This is a genomic window from Pseudomonas sp. HMSC067G02 (genome assembly GCF_001813485.1).
Lineage (GTDB): Bacteria > Pseudomonadota > Gammaproteobacteria > Pseudomonadales > Pseudomonadaceae > Pseudomonas > Pseudomonas aeruginosa.
Genome location: NZ_KV812700.1, coordinates 183,345 through 201,315, shown reverse-complemented (window position 1 = coordinate 201,315; position 17,971 = coordinate 183,345). Strand labels below are relative to the sequence as shown.

Here is a 17,971-nt window from a genome sequence, read left to right as displayed (position 1 = left end):
CGATCAGGCGTCACGGGCGAATTCGTAAAACGCGGATTCTATCAGGCCTGGGGCAGGGAGGGCGACACGTGGGTGTCGCGGATCAGCGCCAGGGGATAGCGGCCGCCGGCCAGGTAGTCGTCGATGCAGCGCAGCACCAGGTGGCTGCGCCAGCGCTGCGGCTGGGCGGCCAGTTCGTCGCGGCTCAGCCAGCGCGGGCCGATGATGCCGTCGTCGAGGGCGCGCTCGGGGTGGTGGCGCACGGGGCGGGCGGCGAAGCATACGCGCTGATAGGTGACACCGTTGGACGGCGCGGTGTACAGGTAGATGCCGGTGACGGCGCTCAGCTCGACCTCCCAGCCGGTTTCCTCGAGGGTTTCGCGCAGGGCGGCCTCGAGCAGGCTTTCGGCGGGCTCCAGGTGCCCGGCGGGCTGGTTCAGCACCTCGCGGCCGTCGGCCTGTTCCTCGACCAGCAGGAAGCGGCCCTGGTCCTCGACGATGGTCGCTACGGTGACATGGGGATGCCAGCTCATGGATGTCTCCTCGGTACGGAAAAGGCCTCGATAAAAAGAAACCCCGAGCGTAGGCCCGGGGTTTCTGCTTCGTCAGCGTGACGCTGTCAGGCCAGGCTGTCGATCGCCGCGTTGAAGGTGGCGCTGGGGCGCATCACCTTGCTGGTCAGCTCCGGGTTGGAGCGATAGTAGCCGCCGATCTCGGCCGGCTTGCCCTGGACCGCATTGAGTTCGGCGACGATGGTCGCTTCCTGCTCGGTCAGGGCCTTGGCCAGCGGTGCGAAGTGCGCTTTCAGTTCGGCGTCTTCGTCCTGGGCGGCCAGGGCCTGGGCCCAGTACATCGCCAGGTAGAAGTGGCTGCCGCGGTTGTCGATGTCGCCGACCTTGCGCGACGGCGACTTGTTGTTGTCCAGCAGCTTGCCGGTGGCTTCGTCCAGCGCCTTGCCGAGCAGCTTGGCCTTGGCGTTGCCGGTCTTGATCCCGGTTTCCTCCAGGGACACGGCCAGGGCCAGGAACTCGCCCAGGGAGTCCCAGCGCAGGTAGTTCTCTTCCACCAGTTGCTGGACGTGCTTGGGTGCCGAGCCGCCGGCGCCGGTTTCGTACATGCCGCCGCCCGCCATCAGCGGAACGATGGAGAGCATCTTGGCCGAGGTGCCCAGTTCCATGATCGGGAACAGGTCGGTCAGGTAGTCGCGCAGGACGTTGCCGGTCACCGAGATGGTGTCCTTGCCGCGGATCAGGCGTTCCATGCTGACGCGAATGGCCTCGTTGTAGCCCATGATGCTGATGTCGAGACCGGTCAGGTCGTGGTCCTTGAGGTACAGCTCGACCTTCTTGCGCAGTTCGCGGTCGTGGGCGCGCTCCGGGTCCAGCCAGAAGATCGCCGGGGTATCGGACTGGCGTGCGCGGGTGACGGCCAGCTTGACCCAGTCGCGGATCGGTGCGTCCTTGGTCTGGCAGGCGCGCCAGATGTCGCCGGTCTCCACGTCGTGCTGCATCAGCACGCTGCCGTCGGCCAGGACCACGCGCATGGTGCCGTCGGCGGTCATTTCGAAGGTCTTGTCGTGGGAGCCGTATTCCTCGGCCTTCTGCGCCATCAGGCCGACGTTCGGCACGCTGCCCATGGTGGTCGGGTCGAAGGCGCCGTTGGTCTTGCAGAAGTTGATCATCTCCTGGTAGATGCGGGCGTAGGTGCTTTCCGGCATTACCGCCTTGGTGTCTTTCTGCTTGCCGTCCTTGCCCCACATCTGGCCGGAGTTGCGGATCATCGCCGGCATCGAGGCGTCGACGATGACGTCGCTCGGAATGTGCAGGTTGGTGATGCCTTTCACGGAGTCGACCATCGCCATTTCCGGGCGGTGGCTGTACACCTCGTGGATGTCGTGGAGGATCTCTTCCTGCTGGGAGGCGGGCAGCGACTTGATCTTGTCGTAGACGCTGGAGATACCGTTGTTCGGGTTCACGCCGAGCTCTTCGAAGAGTTGGCCCCACTTGTCGAAGACGTCCTTGTAGTAGACGCTCACCGCATGCCCGAAGACGATCGGGTGGGAAATCTTCATCATGGTCGCCTTGACGTGCAGGGACCACATGACGCCGGTTTCCTTGCAGTCCTGCAGGGTCTTCTCGAAGAAGTCGCGCAGCTTGCCGCAGCTCATGAACATGCTGTCGAGCACTTCGCCTTCCTGCAGGCTCAGTTGCTTCTTGACCTCGACCTTGCCGTCCTTGCCGACGAACTCGATGCGCACGTCACCGGCCTTGGCCATGGTGATGGACTGTTCGCTGGAGAAGAAGTCGCCGCCGCGCATGTAGTCGGCGTGGGAGCGCGAGGCCATGCTCCACTTGCCCATGGAGTGCGGGTGCTTGCGGGCGTAGGCCTTCACCGCGGCAGGCGCGCGACGGTCGGAGTTGCCTTCGCGCAGGACCGGGTTCACGGCGCTGCCGAGGATCTTCGCGTAGCGTGCGCGAACCTCTTTCTCTTCGTCGGTCTGCGGGTCTTCCGGGAAGTCGGGAACCTTGTAGCCCAGGCCCTGCAGCTCGGCGATTGCGCCTTTCAGCTGGGGCACCGAGGCGCTGATGTTGGGCAGCTTGATGATATTGGCGTCGGGCGAGGTGGCCAGGACCGCCAGGCGGGCGAGGTCGTCTTCGATACGCTGGTCGGCGTCGAGGCGGTCGGCGAAGTTGGCCAGGATGCGTCCTGCAAGAGAGATGTCGCTGGTCTCGACGTCGATGCCGGCGGACGCGGCAAAGGCCTTGACGATGGGGAGGAGCGAGTAGGTGGCGAGCGCAGGTGCTTCGTCGGTGAAGGTGTAGGTGATCTTCGAGCGGATGGACATCTACGGTAACTCTCTTTTTTGCTGGGCGCGCACAGAGTCTCGATACGCGTTGGTGGACGCGATGCCTTCGCTCAACATCGGGTTGAATCGAAATCGAGATATGCCGCGGGATATAGGGGCGCCAGTAGAGCGTTGTACGGCGGGCTCATGGTGGCGAACCCGACGCTGCGAGGGGAGAGGGTCTGGTCCCAGACTGCTCGGACCTCGATGACTGCGAAGTCATGGCGCGCAGTATACCACCCTCTCGCCGGGCTGATGCGCTCGCCTGTTTAGACTAAGGAAGATGTGGTTTCCGGGCGGACAACTGGGCTACCCTAGAAGGCTGCAACAGGGTTTTAACCACAACACGGAGTTCAGCATGGGATACCAAAAGATCCAGGTGCCGGCGACCGGTGACAAAATCACTGTGAATGCCGACATGTCCTTGAGCGTACCGAAGAACCCGATCATCCCGTTCATCGAGGGTGATGGCATCGGCGTCGATATCAGCCCGGTCATGATCAAGGTTGTCGACGCTGCAGTGGAAAAAGCATACAAGGGCGAGCGCAAGATCGCCTGGATGGAAGTCTACGCCGGCGAGAAGGCCACCCAGGTCTATGACCAGGACACCTGGCTGCCCCAGGAAACCCTGGACGCCGTGCGCGACTACGTGGTTTCCATCAAGGGCCCGCTGACCACCCCGGTCGGTGGCGGCATCCGCTCCCTGAACGTGGCCCTGCGCCAGCAACTCGATCTCTACGTCTGCCAGCGCCCGGTACGCTGGTTCGAAGGCGTGCCCAGCCCGGTGAAGAAGCCCGGCGACGTAGACATGGTGATCTTCCGCGAGAACTCCGAGGACATCTATGCCGGCGTCGAGTGGAAGGCCGGTTCGCCGGAGGCGGAGAAGGTCATCAAGTTCCTCACCGAGGAAATGGGCGTCAAGAAAATCCGCTTCACCGAGAACTGCGGCATCGGCATCAAGCCGGTTTCCCAGGAAGGCACCAAGCGCCTGGTGCGCAAGGCCCTGCAATACGCCGTCGACAACGACCGCAGTTCGGTGACCCTGGTGCACAAGGGCAACATCATGAAGTTCACCGAGGGTGCCTTCAAGGATTGGGGTTACGAAGTCGCGCGCGATGAATTCGGCGCCGAGCTGCTGGACGGCGGTCCGTGGATGCAGTTCAAGAACCCGAAGACCGGCAAGAACGTCGTGGTCAAGGACGTGATCGCCGACGCCATGTTGCAGCAGATTCTGCTGCGCCCCGCCGAGTACGACGTGATCGCCACCCTGAACCTGAACGGCGACTATCTCTCCGACGCCCTGGCGGCCGAGGTCGGCGGCATCGGCATCGCGCCCGGCGCCAACCTGTCCGATTCGGTGGCCATGTTCGAGGCGACCCACGGCACCGCGCCGAAGTACGCCGGCCAGGACAAGGTCAACCCGGGTTCGCTGATCCTCTCCGCGGAGATGATGCTGCGCCACATGGGCTGGACCGAGGCGGCCGACCTGATCATCAAGGGCACCAACGGGGCGATCGCCGCCAAGACCGTGACCTATGACTTCGAACGCCTGATGGACGGCGCGACCCTGCTGTCCTGCTCGGAGTTCGGCGACGCGATGATCGCCAAGATGTAGGAAGGGCTAGCGCCCGAACGAGAAAAAGGCCGGTTCGCACCGGCCTTTTTCATTTCCGCATCCGCGTTGGGGGTCAGGCTTCGATGGGCGTCGCCTGCGGCTCTTCCTGCGGGGCGGGGGCGGAGGGTGCGGCGGTTGTCGCGGTGGCGGGGCTGATGTTGATGGCATGCAGTCCCTTCGGTCCCTGGATGATCTCGAAATTGACCGGCTGGCCCGCCTTGAGTGTCTTGTAACCGTCCATCTGAATGGCCGAGTAATGGGCGAACAGGTCCTCATCTCGGCCCTCGGCCAGGATGAACCCGTAGCCCTTGGCGTTGTTGAACCACTTGACCTTACCGCTGAGCATGCTCATATCCCTCTGCAAAGGACTCCAACGCTGGAGTATCATCCACTACGATCCCGCGTCCGACCTGGGTCGAGACGGGTGCGGAACCCCTGATACCCTGTAGGGGTATTCCATTGTTTGTAACACCCTTTTGCAGTTAGTCAAGGCGCTGAACCATACGCCTGAGAAACGGATCAACATCATGTCGGTCCATAACTTTCCAGAAAGGCAAAGCTTTTTTTCCTCATGCATGCACCTAGCCAGATTCGACTAACATTCAATCAGGACCATCCCGAGCCTCATGAACACGAGGACGAAGGGGCGGGGCTCGCGGTACAGGAGTCGAAGCCTGTATTACAGCCGCCACCGTTGTATAAGGTGGTACTGTTCAACGACGATTACACGCCGATGGACTTTGTTGTTGAAGTGCTGGAAGTGTTCTTCAACATGGACCGGGAAAAAGCCACCAAGATCATGTTGACGGTACATACTCAGGGTAAGGCGGTCTGCGGCTTGTTTACCCGGGACGTGGCCGAAACCAAGGCGATGCAGGTCAATCAGTATGCACGGGAGAGCCAGCATCCATTGCTCTGCGAGATAGAGAAAGACAGTTGATCGGATGTTTGGGAGCGAGGTGAAGCCATGTTGAATCGAGAGCTCGAAGTCACCCTCAATCTCGCCTTCAAGGAGGCGAGGGCCAAACGCCATGAATTCATGACGGTTGAGCACCTGCTGCTGGCCTTGCTGGACAATGAGGCGGCGGCAACGGTATTGCGTGCGTGCGGTGCCAACCTGGACAAGCTGCGGCGCGACCTGCAGGAATTCATCGATTCCACCACGCCGCTGATCCCGCAGCACGACGACGAGCGCGAAACCCAGCCGACGCTGGGCTTCCAGCGCGTCCTGCAGCGTGCGGTGTTCCACGTGCAGAGTTCCGGCAAGCGCGAAGTGACCGGGGCCAATGTCCTGGTGGCGATCTTCAGCGAACAGGAAAGCCAGGCGGTGTTCCTGCTCAAGCAGCAGAGCATCGCGCGTATCGATGTGGTGAACTACATCGCCCATGGTATCTCCAAGGTGCCCGGGCATGCCGAACATCCGCAGGATGGGGAGCAGGATATGCAGGATGAGGAAGGTGGCGAGTCGGCCACGTCCAACCATCCGCTGGACGCCTATGCCAGCAACCTCAACGAACTGGCTCGCCAGGGGCGGATCGACCCGCTGGTGGGGCGCGAGCATGAAGTCGAGCGGGTGGCGCAGATCCTTGCCCGTCGGCGCAAGAACAACCCGTTGCTGGTAGGTGAGGCGGGGGTCGGCAAGACGGCCATCGCCGAGGGCCTGGCCAAACGCATCGTCGATGGCCAGGTGCCGGACCTGCTGGCCGACAGCGTGGTCTACTCCCTCGACCTGGGTGCCTTGCTCGCGGGTACCAAGTACCGCGGCGACTTCGAGAAGCGCTTCAAGGCCTTGCTCAACGAGTTGCGCAAGCGCCCGCACGCGGTGCTGTTCATCGACGAGATCCATACCATCATCGGTGCCGGTGCGGCATCCGGCGGGGTAATGGACGCCTCCAACCTGCTCAAGCCGGTTCTGTCCTCGGGCGAGATCCGCTGCATCGGCTCGACCACCTTCCAGGAGTTCCGCGGCATCTTCGAGAAGGACCGGGCCTTGGCGCGGCGCTTCCAGAAGGTCGACGTGACCGAGCCGTCGGTGGAAGACACCTATGGCATCCTCAAGGGTCTCAAGGGGCGCTTCGAGCAGCATCACCACATCGAGTACAGCGACGAGGCGCTGCGCGCCGCGGCCGAGCTGGCGGCGCGCTACATCAACGACCGGCACATGCCGGACAAGGCCATCGACGTCATCGACGAGGCGGGCGCCTACCAGCGCCTGCAGCCGGAAGAGAAGCGCGTGAAGCGCATCGAGGTGGCGCAGGTCGAGGATATCGTGGCGAAGATCGCGCGGATCCCGCCGAAACACGTCACCACCTCCGACAAGGAGTTGCTGCGCAACCTCGAACGCGACCTCAAGCTGACCGTGTTCGGCCAGGACGACGCCATCGAGTCGCTGTCCACCGCGATCAAGTTGTCCCGGGCCGGGCTCAAGGCGCCGGACAAGCCGGTCGGCTCGTTCCTCTTCGCCGGTCCCACCGGCGTGGGCAAGACCGAAGTGGCGCGGCAGTTGGCGAAGGCCTTGGGCGTGGAACTGGTGCGCTTCGACATGTCCGAGTACATGGAGCGGCATACCGTGTCGCGGCTGATCGGTGCGCCTCCGGGCTACGTCGGCTTCGACCAGGGCGGCCTGCTCACCGAGGCGATCACCAAGACCCCGCACTGCGTGTTGCTGCTCGACGAGATCGAGAAGGCTCACCCGGAGGTCTTCAACCTGCTGCTGCAGGTGATGGACCACGGCACCCTGACCGACAACAACGGGCGCAAGGCGGACTTCCGCAACATCATCCTGATCATGACCACCAACGCCGGCGCGGAAGTGGCGGCGCGCGCGTCGATCGGCTTCAACCAGCAGGATCACACCACCGATGCGATGGAAGTGATCAAGAAGAGTTTCACCCCGGAGTTCCGCAACCGCCTGGATACCATCATCCAGTTCGGCCGCCTGAGCACCGAGACGATCAAGAGCGTGGTCGACAAGTTCCTCACCGAGCTGCAGGCGCAGCTGGAGGACAAGCGCGTCCAGCTCGAGGTCAGCGATGCGGCGCGCGGCTGGCTGGCGGAGAAGGGCTACGACGTGCAGATGGGTGCGCGACCGATGGCGCGGCTTATCCAGGACAAGATCAAGCGGCCGTTGGCCGAGGAGATCCTGTTCGGCGAGCTGGCCGAGCATGGCGGCCTGGTGCATGTCGACCTGAAGGGCGACGAGCTGGCCTTCGAGTTCGAGATCACGGCGGCGGAGCCCGCCTGATCCGAGCGCGGCAACGAAAACGCCCGGCAGATGCCGGGCGTTTTCTTTTGCAATCGGCGAGCCGCAGCGGCTCGTGTCGACTCAGCGGGCGCGGTAGGTGATGCGGCCCTTGCTCAGGTCGTAGGGCGTCAGTTCCACGCGGACCTTGTCGCCGGTGAGGATGCGGATGTAGTTCTTGCGCATTTTGCCGGAGATGTGCGCGGTGACGACGTGCCCATTTTCCAACTCCACACGGAACATGGTGTTGGGCAGGGTGTCGACGACAGTACCTTCCATTTCGAAGCTGTCTTCTTTCGACATGCAGTAGAGCCCTCGGTATCTATGGGTGGCCCTTTCAATGAGAGGTGGGCCGTGAAAAGCGGCGTGCATTGTGCCAGAAAATCGACAATAGCGCCACACGGCTATCAGGTGAGGGCGACCCAGCGCTGGTTGACGAACAGTTCGATGGGCCGGTACTGGGTCTTGTAGTTCATCTTGCGGCAATTCTTGATCCAGTAGCCCAGGTAGACGGCCTGCAGGCCCAGGCGTTCGGTCTCGGCGATCTGCCAGAGGATCGCATAGCGTCCCAGGCTGCGCTGCTCTTCGTCGGGATCGTAGAAGGTATAGACGGCCGAGAGTCCGTTCGGCAGCACGTCCGTCACGGCTATGGCCAGCAGGCGGCCATGCAGGCGGAACTCGAAGAAGCAGCAGAAGGGCAGGTCGCGGACCAGGAAGGTGGCGAACTGGTCGCGGCTGGGCGGATACATGTCGCCGTCGGCGTGGCGTTGCTCGATGTAGCGCCGATAGAGGTCGTAGTACTCCTCGTTGAAGCTCGGTCGCTTGCGGATCACCTCCAGTTCCGCATTGCGCTTGAGGATGCGCCGCTGCTGGCGGTTCGGGCTGAAGTCGGCGACCGGTATGCGCGCGGCGATGCAGGCGGTGCAATGCTGGCAGTGCGGACGATAGAGATGGTCGCCGCTGCGGCGGAAGCCGACTTCCGACAGCGAGGCGTACAGCTGCGTGTCCATGGGCTGGCTGGGATCGAGGAACAGGGTGGTTGCCTGCTCCTCGGGCAGGTAGCTGCACGGGTGCGGTTGCGTCGCGTAGAACTTCAGTCGGGCGAGTTCGGTCATGGTGAACTCCAGCAGGGACCCATAAGCAAGTTTATGCCAGGCACGGAAACTCGCCTAAAAATCCAGGTCGCCGGTAGGAGGCTGGTCGCGATAGCGTTGCAGGTAGTCGGCGAATTCCCCCCGGCCGATGGCGCGGGCGCCCAGGCTGTGCAGGTGGCGGGTCGGCATCTGGCAGTCGATGAGGACGAAGCCGGCGTCGCGCAGATGGCGGACCAGCGTGACGAAGCCGACCTTGGAAGCGTTGTCGGCGCGGCTGAACATCGATTCGCCGAAGAACAGCCTGCCCATGGCCAGGCCGTAGAGGCCGCCGACCAGTTGTCGCTCCTGCCAGACTTCCACGGAGTGGGCAATTCCGCGCAGGTGCAGCTCCTGGTAGGCCAGTTGCATCGGCGTGGTGATCCAGGTGCCGTCGGCGTAGTCGCGCGGCGCGGCACAAGCCTGGATCACCGCCCGGAAGTCACGGTTGAAGGTGACTTCGAAGCGTTGCTGGCGCAGGCACTTGGCCAGGCTGCGGGAAACGTGCAGTTCGTCGGGGAACAGGACGGTGCGCGGGTCGGGCGACCACCAGAGGATCGGCTGGCCATCCTGGTACCAGGGGAAGCAGCCGTGGCGATAGGCTGCGACCAGGCGTTGCGGATTGAGGTCGCCTCCGGCCGCGAGCAGCCCGTTGGGCTCCTGCAGGGCCTTGTCGAGGGGCGGAAAGTCGAAGTCGGTGCGGGAAAGCCAGGTCAGCATGGCGGGGTAGGGGAGGGCGGGCCTCCCCCGGGTCCGATCAATGGTCGTCGAGGTATTTTTCGGCATCCAGCGCGGCCATGCAGCCGGCGCCGGCGGAAGTGATGGCCTGGCGGTAGACGTGGTCGGCCACGTCGCCGGCGGCGAACACGCCTTCGATGCTGGTCTGGGTGGCGTTGCCTTCGCTGCCGCCGTGGATCCGCAGGTAGCCGTCGCGCATTTCCAGTTGGCCCTGGAACAGGTCGGTGTTCGGCTTGTGGCCGATGGCGATGAACACGCCGGCCAGCGACAGTTCGCTGGTGCTGCCGTCGATGGTGCTCTTCAGGCGTACGCCGGTGACGCCGCTGGCGTCGCCCAGCACCTCGTCCAGGGTGGTGTTCCAGTGCAGGCGCACGTTGCCGTTCTCGGCCTTGTCGAACAGCTTGTCCTGGAGGATTTTCTCCGAACGCAGCTTGTCGCGACGGTGGATCAGGTGGACTTCCTTGGCGATGTTGGCCAGGTACAGCGCTTCCTCGACGGCGGTATTGCCGCCGCCGACCACGCAGACCACCTGGTTGCGGTAGAAGAAGCCGTCGCAGGTGGCGCAGGCGGAAACGCCCTTGCCCATGAAGGCTTCTTCCGACGACATGCCCAGGTATTGCGCGGAGGCACCGGTGGCAATGATCAATGCATCGCAGGTATAAGTGCCACTATCGCCCTTCAGTGTGAAGGGGCGCTGTTGCAACTCGGCGGTGTGGATGTGGTCGTAGACGATCTCGGTGTCGAAACGCTCGGCGTGCTGCTGCATGCGGGTCATCAGCGCCGGGCCGGTAAGGCCTTCGACGTCGCCCGGCCAGTTGTCGACTTCGGTGGTGGTGGTCAGCTGGCCGCCTGGCTGGATGCCGGTGATCACCACTGGCTTGAGATTGGCGCGTGCGGCGTACACGGCGGCGGTATAGCCGGCCGGACCGGAGCCCAGGATGATGAGGCGCGAATGCTTGACTTCACTCATAAAAAGACTCCATAAGCCTTTGTCACATAAGAAAATGCGTGCTCCAATGGAGCCGCCTGAAGAGTTCTGCCGGCTATGCTACACCTATCCGCAAAAGGCCGGCAAAACCCCGGGGCCGGGATCAGCCACGCACGGATTGCCGCTGATTTCGGGTGTGATTTTTCAGAGTTTCCCTAAAGCCGTACAATAGGCGCGTTTTGACCAAGACAGCTTCTAAAGCACCAGCCGTGCGCAGGAAAAATAGCGATTTGAAGGATTCGACCACCGCGAGCCATGCCGCCGCATGGCGTCAGCAACTGCATTCCCGCCTGAAGGAAGGGGTCCTGATCGCGCTGGGCGCGCTCTGCCTCTACTTGTGGATGGCTCTGCTCACCTATGACCCGGCCGATCCGAGCTGGAGTCACTCGAGCCAGGTTGACCAGGTGCAGAATGCCGCCGGTCGGCTCGGTGCGGTATCCGCCGATATCCTGTTCATGACGCTCGGCTACTTCGCCTACCTCTTTCCGCTGTTGCTGGGCATCAAGACCTGGCAGGTATTCCGCCGCCGCAACCTGCCGTGGGAATGGAACACCTGGCTGTTTTCCTGGCGCCTGGTCGGGCTGATCTTCCTGATCCTGGCCGGCTCGGCACTGGCCTACATCCATTTCCACGCCAGCGGCCACATGCCGGCCAGCGCCTCGGCCGGCGGCGCCATCGGCCAGAGCCTGGGCCGCGTCGCGGTGGATGCGCTGAACGTGCAGGGCAGCACGCTGGTGTTCTTCGCCCTGTTCCTCTTCGGCCTGACGGTGTTCGCCGACCTCTCCTGGTTCAAGGTGATGGATGTCACCGGCAAGATCACCCTGGACTTCTTCGAACTGATCCAGAACGCCTTCAATCGCTGGATGGGCGCGCGCGCCGAGCGCAAGCAACTGGTCGCGCAACTGCGCGAGGTCGACGAGCGTGTCGCCGAGGTGGTGGCGCCGAGCGTGCCGGACCGCCGCGAACAGTCCAAGGCCAAGGAGCGCCTGCTGGAACGCGAAGAGGCCCTGGCCAAGCACATGAGCGAGCGGGAGAAGCGCCCGCCGCCGAAGATCGATCCGCCACCGCCGCCGAAGGCCCCGGAGCCGAGCAAGCGCGTGCTGAAAGAGAAGCAGGCGCCGCTGTTCGTCGATACGGCGGTGGAGGGCACCCTGCCGCCGCTGTCGCTGCTCGACCCGGCGGAAGTGAAGCAGAAGAGCTACTCGCCCGAGTCGCTGGAGGCGATGTCGCGCCTGCTGGAGATCAAGCTGAAGGAGTTCGGCGTCGAGGTCAGCGTGGATTCGGTGCATCCGGGCCCCGTGATCACCCGTTTCGAGATCCAGCCCGCGGCGGGGGTCAAGGTCAGCCGCATTTCCAACCTGGCCAAGGACCTGGCGCGCTCGCTGGCGGTGATCAGCGTGCGGGTGGTGGAAGTGATTCCCGGCAAGACCACCGTCGGCATCGAGATTCCCAACGAAGACCGGCAGATGGTGCGCTTCTCCGAAGTGCTGTCGTCGCCGGAGTACGACGAGCACAAGTCCACCGTGCCGCTGGCCCTGGGCCACGACATCGGCGGTCGGCCGATCATCACCGACCTGGCGAAGATGCCGCACCTGCTGGTGGCCGGTACCACCGGCTCCGGTAAGTCGGTGGGGGTCAACGCCATGCTCCTGTCGATCCTGTTCAAGTCCACGCCGAGCGAGGCGCGACTGATCATGATCGACCCGAAGATGCTCGAACTGTCGATCTACGAAGGGATCCCGCACCTGCTCTGCCCGGTGGTCACCGACATGAAGGAAGCCGCCAACGCCCTGCGCTGGAGCGTGGCGGAGATGGAGCGGCGCTACCGCCTGATGGCGGCCATGGGCGTGCGCAACCTGGCTGGCTTCAACCGCAAGGTGAAGGACGCCGAGGAGGCCGGCACGCCGCTGACCGACCCGCTGTTCCGTCGCGAAAGCCCGGACGACGAGCCGCCGCAGCTGAGCACCCTGCCGACCATCGTGGTGGTGGTCGACGAATTCGCCGACATGATGATGATCGTCGGCAAGAAGGTCGAGGAGCTTATCGCCCGTATCGCGCAGAAGGCGCGGGCGGCCGGTATCCACCTGATCCTGGCGACCCAGCGGCCGTCGGTGGACGTGATCACCGGCCTGATCAAGGCCAACATCCCGACCCGGATCGCCTTCCAGGTCTCCAGCAAGATCGACTCGCGCACCATCCTCGACCAGGGGGGCGCCGAACAACTGCTCGGCCACGGCGACATGCTCTACCTGCCGCCGGGCACAGGCCTGCCGATTCGCGTACACGGCGCCTTCGTTTCCGACGACGAGGTGCACCGGGTGGTCGAGGCCTGGAAGCTGCGCGGCGCGCCCGACTACATCGAGGACATCCTCGCTGGCGTCGACGAAGGCGGCGGCGGTGGCGGTTCCTTCGATGGCGGCGACGGCTCCGGCGAAGGCAGCGAGGACGACCCGCTCTACGACGAGGCGGTACGTTTCGTCACCGAGAGTCGCCGGGCATCGATCTCCGCCGTGCAACGCAAGCTGAAGATCGGCTACAACCGCGCCGCGCGGATGATCGAGGCGATGGAGATGGCCGGCGTGGTCACCCCGATGAATACCAACGGCTCCCGCGAAGTCATCGCGCCGGCGCCGGTTCGTGATTGAACCCGACAGGTTTTAGAGGATTCCGATGCGACTGATCCGCACGTTGTTCGTTGCCGCCCTGGCCATGGGCGCTTCGCTGGCCCATGCCGACGACAGCGCCGCCGTCCAGCGCCTGACCGGCCTGCTGAACAAGGCCCAGACCCTGACCGCGCGTTTTTCCCAGCTGACCCTGGACGGTAGCGGCACGCGCCTGCAGGAAACCGCCGGCCAACTGAGCCTGAAGCGGCCGGGACTGTTCCGCTGGCATACCGATGCGCCGAACGAGCAATTGCTCATTTCCAACGGCGAGAAGGTCTGGCTGTACGACCCGGACCTGGAGCAGGTGACCATCCAGAAGCTCGATCAGCGCCTGACCCAGACGCCGGCGCTGCTGCTCTCCGGCGACATCTCGAAGATCAGCGAAAGCTTCGCCATCACCTACAAGGAAGGCGGCAACGTAGTCGATTTCGTGCTCAAGCCGAAGACCAAGGACACCCTCTTCGACACCTTGCGCCTGTCGTTCCGCAGCGGCAAGGTGAACGACATGCAGATGATCGATGGCGTCGGCCAGCGCACCAACATCCTGTTCTTCGACGTGAAGATGAACGAGGCGCTGGATGCCAAGCAATTCACCTTCGACGTTCCGCCGGGCGTCGACGTGATCCAGGAGTAAGCGCAAGCCGTGGATCTGTTCCGCAGCGAGCCCGTCGCGCAGCCCCTGGCGGCACGGCTGAGGCCCGCAAACCTGGACGAGTACGTGGGGCAGGAACACCTGCTGGCCCGCGGCAAGCCCTTGCGCGAGGCGCTGGAGCAGGGCGCGCTGCACTCGATGATCTTCTGGGGCCCGCCGGGAGTCGGCAAGACCACCCTGGCGCGGCTGCTGGCGCAGGTGTCGGACGCCCATTTCGAGACCATTTCCGCGGTGCTGTCCGGGGTCAAGGAGATCCGCCAGGCGGTCGAGGTGGCCAAGCAGCACGCGGCGCAATACGGGCGCCGGACCATCCTGTTCGTCGATGAGGTGCACCGCTTCAACAAGAGCCAGCAGGATGCCTTCCTGCCCTATGTGGAAGACGGCACGCTGATCTTCATTGGCGCGACCACCGAGAACCCGTCCTTCGAGTTGAACAATGCGCTGCTTTCGCGGGCTCGCGTGTATGTCCTCAAGAGCCTCGACGAAGCCGCCCTGCGCAAGCTGGTGGGCCGCGCGCTGAACGAGGACAAGGGCCTCGGCAAGCGCAAGCTGAGGCTGCCGGAGGAGAGCTTCCAGGTTCTCCTGGCCGCCGCCGACGGCGATGGGCGGCGCCTGCTGAACCTGCTGGAGAATGCTGCCGACCTCGCCGAGGACGGCAGCGAGATCAGTCCCGAACTGCTGCAGAATCTGCTCGGCGACACCCGCCGGCGTTTCGACAAGGGTGGCGAGGCGTTCTACGACCAGATCAGCGCGCTGCACAAGTCGGTGCGCGGCTCCAATCCCGACGCGGCACTCTATTGGTTCGCGCGCATGCTCGACGGTGGCTGCGATCCCCTGTACATCGCCCGGCGGGTGGTGCGCATGGCCAGCGAGGAGGTTGGCAACGCCGATCCTCGCGCTCTCGGCCTGTGCCTGTCGGCCTGGGACGTGCAGGAGCGTCTGGGCAGCCCCGAAGGCGAGCTGGCGGTGGCCCAGGCCATCGTCTACCTGGCCTGCGCGCCGAAGAGCAATGCGGTGTACAGCGCGTTCAACGCGGCGATGCGCGACGTCGCCGAAAGCGGCTCGCGGGAAGTGCCATTGCACTTGCGCAACGCGCCGACCAAATTGATGAAGAGCCTCGGCTATGGCGAGGAATACCGCTACGCCCACGACGAGCCGGATGCCTATGCCGCCGGAGAGGATTATTTCCCCGAGGATCTGGAGCCGCGGCGTTACTATCAACCGGTGCCGAGGGGCCTGGAACTGAAGATCCGCGACAAGCTGGAACACCTGGCCGAGCTGGATCGCACCAGTCCCCGCCAACGCAGAAAATCCTGAGCGGTATGGGCTCGGCGGAGCTAGCCAGGCTTCCGCGACGGCGTCGATGACGTCGCCGGGGCCGGCGAAGCGCCAACCGGGCCACGAACCGCCGATAACCGACACGAGACGAGAAAAGAGCATGCTCGATCCCAAACTGGTACGCACCCAGCCGCAAGAAGTGGCTGCCCGCCTGGCCACCCGTGGCTTCCAACTGGATGTCGCGCGCATCGAAGCGCTGGAAGAGCAGCGCAAGTCGGTACAGACCCGTACCGAGCAACTGCAGGCCGAGCGCAACGCGCGCTCCAAGGCGATCGGCCAGGCCAAGCAACGTGGCGAGGACATCGCGCCGCTGCTGGCCGATGTCGACCGCATGGGCTCCGAGCTGGAGGAAGGCAAGCGCCAGCTGGACGCCATCCAGGGCGAACTGGATGCCATGCTGCTGGGCATTCCCAACCTGCCGCACGAGTCGGTGCCGGTCGGTGCCGACGAGGACGCCAACGTCGAAGTGCGTCGCTGGGGCACGCCGAAGACCTTCGATTTCGAGGTCAAGGACCATGTCGCCCTCGGTGAACGGCACGGCTGGCTGGATTTCGAGACCGCCGCCAAGCTTTCCGGCGCGCGCTTCGCCCTCATGCGCGGCCCGATCGCCCGCCTGCATCGCGCCCTGGCGCAGTTCATGATCAACCTGCATACCGCCGAGCATGGCTACGAGGAGGCCTACACCCCCTATCTCGTCCAGGCTCCGGCGCTGCAAGGCACCGGCCAGTTGCCGAAGTTCGAGGAGGACCTGTTCAAGATCGGCCGCGACGGCGAAGCCGACCTCTACCTGATCCCGACCGCCGAGGTTTCGCTGACCAACATCGTCTCCGGGCAGATCCTCGATGCCAAGCAGTTGCCGCTGAAGTTCGTCGCCCATACCCCGTGCTTCCGCAGCGAGGCTGGTGCCTCCGGGCGCGATACCCGCGGCATGATCCGCCAGCACCAGTTCGACAAGGTGGAGATGGTGCAGATCGTCGATCCGGCCACCTCCTACGAGGCGCTGGAAGGCCTGACCGCCAACGCCGAGCGCGTCCTGCAACTGCTCGAGCTGCCGTATCGGGTGCTGGCGCTGTGCACCGGCGACATGGGCTTCGGTGCGACCAAGACCTACGACCTGGAAGTCTGGGTTCCCAGCCAGGACAAGTACCGCGAGATTTCCTCCTGCTCCAACTGCGGCGACTTCCAGGCCCGGCGCATGCAGGCCCGCTACCGCAATCCGGAAACCGGCAAGCCCGAGCTGGTGCACACCCTCAACGGCTCCGGCCTGGCCGTCGGTCGCACCCTGGTGGCGGTACTGGAGAACTACCAGCAGGCGGACGGCTCGATCCGTGTGCCGGAAGTCCTCAAGCCCTACATGGCTGGCATCGAGGTGATCGGCTGACATGGATTTCCTGCCGCTGTTCCACTCCTTGCAAGGGCGCCTCGCGCTGGTGGTCGGCGGCGGCGAAGTCGCCCTGCGCAAGGCGCGCCTGCTGGCCGACGCCGGCGCGCGCCTGCGCGTGGTCGCGCCGCAGATCCACATCGAACTGCGGCATCTGGTGGAGCAGGGCGGCGGCGAGCTGCTCGAACGCGACTACCAGGACGGCGACCAGCCCGGCTGCGCCCTGATCATCGCCGCCACCGACGACGAACCGCTGAACGCCGAGGTGTCGCGAGCGGCCAATGCGCGCGGGATACCGGTCAACGTGGTGGACGCGCCGGCCCTGTGCAGCGTGATCTTCCCGGCCATCGTCGACCGTTCGCCGCTGGTGGTGGCGGTCTCCAGCGGCGGCGATGCGCCCGTGCTGGCGCGGCTGATCCGGGCCAAGCTGGAAACCTGGATTCCCTCGACCTACGGGCAACTGGCCGGACTCGCCAGCCGCTTCCGCCACCGGGTCAAGGAATTGCTACCCGACCTGCAGCAGCGCCGGGTGTTCTGGGAAAACCTGTTCCAGGGCGAGATCGCCGAGCGTGTCCTGGCCGGCCGTCCGGCGGAAGCCGAGCGTCTCCTGGAAGAGCGCCTGGCCGGCGGCCTCGCGCACATAGCCACGGGCGAGGTATATCTGGTCGGGGCCGGGCCGGGGGATCCGGACCTGCTGACGTTCCGTGCCCTGCGCCTGATGCAGCAGGCCGACGTGGTGCTCTACGATCGCCTGGTGGCGCCTTCGATCCTCGAATTATGCCGCCGCGATGCCGAACGTCTGTACGTCGGCAAGCGCCGCGCCGAACATGCGGTGCCGCAGGATCGGATCAACCGCCTGCTGGTGGAGCTGGCCAGCCAGGGCAAGCGCGTGCTGCGCCTGAAGGGCGGCGACCCGTTCATCTTCGGCCGCGGCGGTGAGGAAATCGACGAACTGGCTGCCCACGGCATACCTTTCCAGGTCGTGCCGGGAATCACTGCGGCCAGCGGCTGCGCGGCCTACGCCGGGATTCCGCTGACTCATCGCGACCATGCGCAATCGGTTCGTTTCGTCACCGGTCACCTGAAGGACGGCACCACCGACCTGCCGTGGCAGGACCTGGTAGCGCCTGGCCAGACCCTGGTGTTCTACATGGGCCTGGTGGGATTGCCGGTGATCTGCGAGCAACTGGTCGTCCACGGTCGCTCCGCGCAGACCCCGGCGGCGCTGATCCAGCAGGGGACCACCGTCCAGCAGCGGGTATTCACCGGAACCCTGGAAAACCTGCCGCAGCTGGTGGCCGAGCACGAAGTGCATGCGCCGACCCTGGTGATCGTCGGCGAAGTCGTGCAACTGCGCGACAAGCTGGCCTGGTTCGAAGGCGCCCGCGAGGACGCCTGAGC

The 17,971-nt window shown here is 64.5% G+C and carries 15 protein-coding genes; 8 read left to right on the top strand and 7 right to left on the bottom strand.

What is annotated here, in order from left to right:
- Positions 1-41 precede the first annotated feature (41 nt).
- Both HMPREF2914_RS22050 and HMPREF2914_RS22045 read right to left on the bottom strand, forming a co-directional pair.
- The gene (locus HMPREF2914_RS22050) at positions 42-512 is read right to left on the bottom strand and encodes an NUDIX hydrolase (RefSeq protein ID WP_003090438.1); all 471 of its coding nucleotides are present in this window, start codon (positions 510-512) and stop codon (positions 42-44) included.
- 86 nt (positions 513-598) lie between these two features.
- Positions 599-2,824: an NADP-dependent isocitrate dehydrogenase gene (locus tag HMPREF2914_RS22045; RefSeq protein ID WP_023091680.1), complete on the bottom strand. Its 2,226-nt coding sequence runs from the start codon at positions 2,822-2,824 to the stop codon at positions 599-601.
- Between the two features lie 358 nt (positions 2,825-3,182).
- On the opposite strand from HMPREF2914_RS22045, the gene icd reads away from it, so the two are divergent.
- Positions 3,183-4,439, top strand: a complete 1,257-nt coding sequence (gene icd, locus HMPREF2914_RS22040) for an NADP-dependent isocitrate dehydrogenase (RefSeq protein WP_003090436.1) — start codon at positions 3,183-3,185, stop codon at positions 4,437-4,439.
- A 73-nt stretch (positions 4,440-4,512) separates the two neighbouring features.
- Here the strand turns inward: icd and cspD are convergent, their stop codons facing one another.
- On the bottom strand, positions 4,513-4,785 hold the full coding sequence (cspD, locus tag HMPREF2914_RS22035) for a cold shock domain-containing protein CspD (protein WP_003090435.1): 273 nt from the start codon (positions 4,783-4,785) through the stop codon (positions 4,513-4,515).
- Between the two features lie 225 nt (positions 4,786-5,010).
- Between cspD and clpS the strand changes: the two genes are divergently transcribed.
- The gene (gene clpS / locus HMPREF2914_RS22030; RefSeq protein WP_003097649.1) at positions 5,011-5,379 is read left to right on the top strand and encodes an ATP-dependent Clp protease adapter ClpS; all 369 of its coding nucleotides are present in this window, start codon (positions 5,011-5,013) and stop codon (positions 5,377-5,379) included.
- Positions 5,380-5,406: 27 nt separating this feature from the next.
- Positions 5,407-7,683 carry an ATP-dependent Clp protease ATP-binding subunit ClpA gene (clpA, locus tag HMPREF2914_RS22025; RefSeq protein WP_003090432.1) on the top strand — a complete coding sequence of 759 codons (2,277 nt, stop codon included), beginning with the start codon at positions 5,407-5,409 and terminating at the stop codon, positions 7,681-7,683.
- Positions 7,684-7,764: 81 nt separating this feature from the next.
- Here the strand turns inward: clpA and infA are convergent, their stop codons facing one another.
- The 4 genes from infA to trxB form a co-directional block, all read right to left on the bottom strand.
- Positions 7,765-7,983: a translation initiation factor IF-1 gene (gene infA / locus HMPREF2914_RS22020; protein WP_002553999.1), complete on the bottom strand. Its 219-nt coding sequence runs from the start codon at positions 7,981-7,983 to the stop codon at positions 7,765-7,767.
- Between the two features lie 104 nt (positions 7,984-8,087).
- Positions 8,088-8,795, bottom strand: a complete 708-nt coding sequence (locus HMPREF2914_RS22015; RefSeq protein ID WP_003090424.1) for an arginyltransferase — start codon at positions 8,793-8,795, stop codon at positions 8,088-8,090.
- Between the two features lie 54 nt (positions 8,796-8,849).
- Complete coding sequence (gene aat / locus HMPREF2914_RS22010; RefSeq protein ID WP_003090423.1) at positions 8,850-9,530, bottom strand: leucyl/phenylalanyl-tRNA--protein transferase; 681 nt, start codon at positions 9,528-9,530, stop codon at positions 8,850-8,852.
- Positions 9,531-9,567: 37 nt separating this feature from the next.
- Positions 9,568-10,518 (bottom strand): thioredoxin-disulfide reductase, encoded by a 951-nt coding sequence (gene trxB, locus HMPREF2914_RS22005; protein ID WP_003090421.1) that lies wholly within the window; start codon positions 10,516-10,518, stop codon positions 9,568-9,570.
- A gap of 227 nt (positions 10,519-10,745) precedes the next feature.
- Between trxB and ftsK the strand changes: the two genes are divergently transcribed.
- From ftsK to cysG, 5 genes are all read left to right on the top strand, one after another.
- Positions 10,746-13,181 (top strand): DNA translocase FtsK, encoded by a 2,436-nt coding sequence (ftsK, locus tag HMPREF2914_RS22000; RefSeq protein ID WP_003131123.1) that lies wholly within the window; start codon positions 10,746-10,748, stop codon positions 13,179-13,181.
- Between the two features lie 25 nt (positions 13,182-13,206).
- Complete coding sequence (lolA, locus tag HMPREF2914_RS21995) at positions 13,207-13,833, top strand: outer membrane lipoprotein periplasmic chaperone LolA (RefSeq protein WP_003090414.1); 627 nt, start codon at positions 13,207-13,209, stop codon at positions 13,831-13,833.
- A 9-nt stretch (positions 13,834-13,842) separates the two neighbouring features.
- Positions 13,843-15,168, top strand: coding sequence for a replication-associated recombination protein A (locus HMPREF2914_RS21990; protein ID WP_003097632.1), 1,326 nt, complete (start codon positions 13,843-13,845; stop codon positions 15,166-15,168).
- A 121-nt stretch (positions 15,169-15,289) separates the two neighbouring features.
- A complete protein-coding gene (serS, locus tag HMPREF2914_RS21985) occupies positions 15,290-16,570 on the top strand; it encodes a serine--tRNA ligase (protein WP_003097631.1) in 1,281 nt (426 codons plus the stop codon).
- 1 nt (position 16,571) lies between these two features.
- On the top strand, positions 16,572-17,969 hold the full coding sequence (gene cysG, locus HMPREF2914_RS21980) for a siroheme synthase CysG (RefSeq protein WP_023091681.1): 1,398 nt from the start codon (positions 16,572-16,574) through the stop codon (positions 17,967-17,969).
- Positions 17,970-17,971: the final 2 nt, after the last annotated feature.

Coding starts and splice junctions, on each gene's coding strand:
- clpS (WP_003097649.1), top strand. CDS start 5,011: ATGCATGCACCTAGCCAGATTCGACTAACATTCAATCAGGACCATCCC.
- icd (WP_003090436.1), top strand. CDS start 3,183: ATGGGATACCAAAAGATCCAGGTGCCGGCGACCGGTGACAAAATCACT.
- cspD (WP_003090435.1), bottom strand. CDS start 4,785: ATGCTCAGCGGTAAGGTCAAGTGGTTCAACAACGCCAAGGGCTACGGG.
- lolA (WP_003090414.1), top strand. CDS start 13,207: ATGCGACTGATCCGCACGTTGTTCGTTGCCGCCCTGGCCATGGGCGCT.
- aat (WP_003090423.1), bottom strand. CDS start 9,530: ATGCTGACCTGGCTTTCCCGCACCGACTTCGACTTTCCGCCCCTCGAC.
- HMPREF2914_RS22015 (WP_003090424.1), bottom strand. CDS start 8,795: ATGACCGAACTCGCCCGACTGAAGTTCTACGCGACGCAACCGCACCCG.
- serS (WP_003097631.1), top strand. CDS start 15,290: ATGCTCGATCCCAAACTGGTACGCACCCAGCCGCAAGAAGTGGCTGCC.
- HMPREF2914_RS22050 (WP_003090438.1), bottom strand. CDS start 512: ATGAGCTGGCATCCCCATGTCACCGTAGCGACCATCGTCGAGGACCAG.
- infA (WP_002553999.1), bottom strand. CDS start 7,983: ATGTCGAAAGAAGACAGCTTCGAAATGGAAGGTACTGTCGTCGACACC.
- clpA (WP_003090432.1), top strand. CDS start 5,407: ATGTTGAATCGAGAGCTCGAAGTCACCCTCAATCTCGCCTTCAAGGAG.
- cysG (WP_023091681.1), top strand. CDS start 16,572: ATGGATTTCCTGCCGCTGTTCCACTCCTTGCAAGGGCGCCTCGCGCTG.
- HMPREF2914_RS22045 (WP_023091680.1), bottom strand. CDS start 2,824: ATGTCCATCCGCTCGAAGATCACCTACACCTTCACCGACGAAGCACCT.
- trxB (WP_003090421.1), bottom strand. CDS start 10,518: ATGAGTGAAGTCAAGCATTCGCGCCTCATCATCCTGGGCTCCGGTCCG.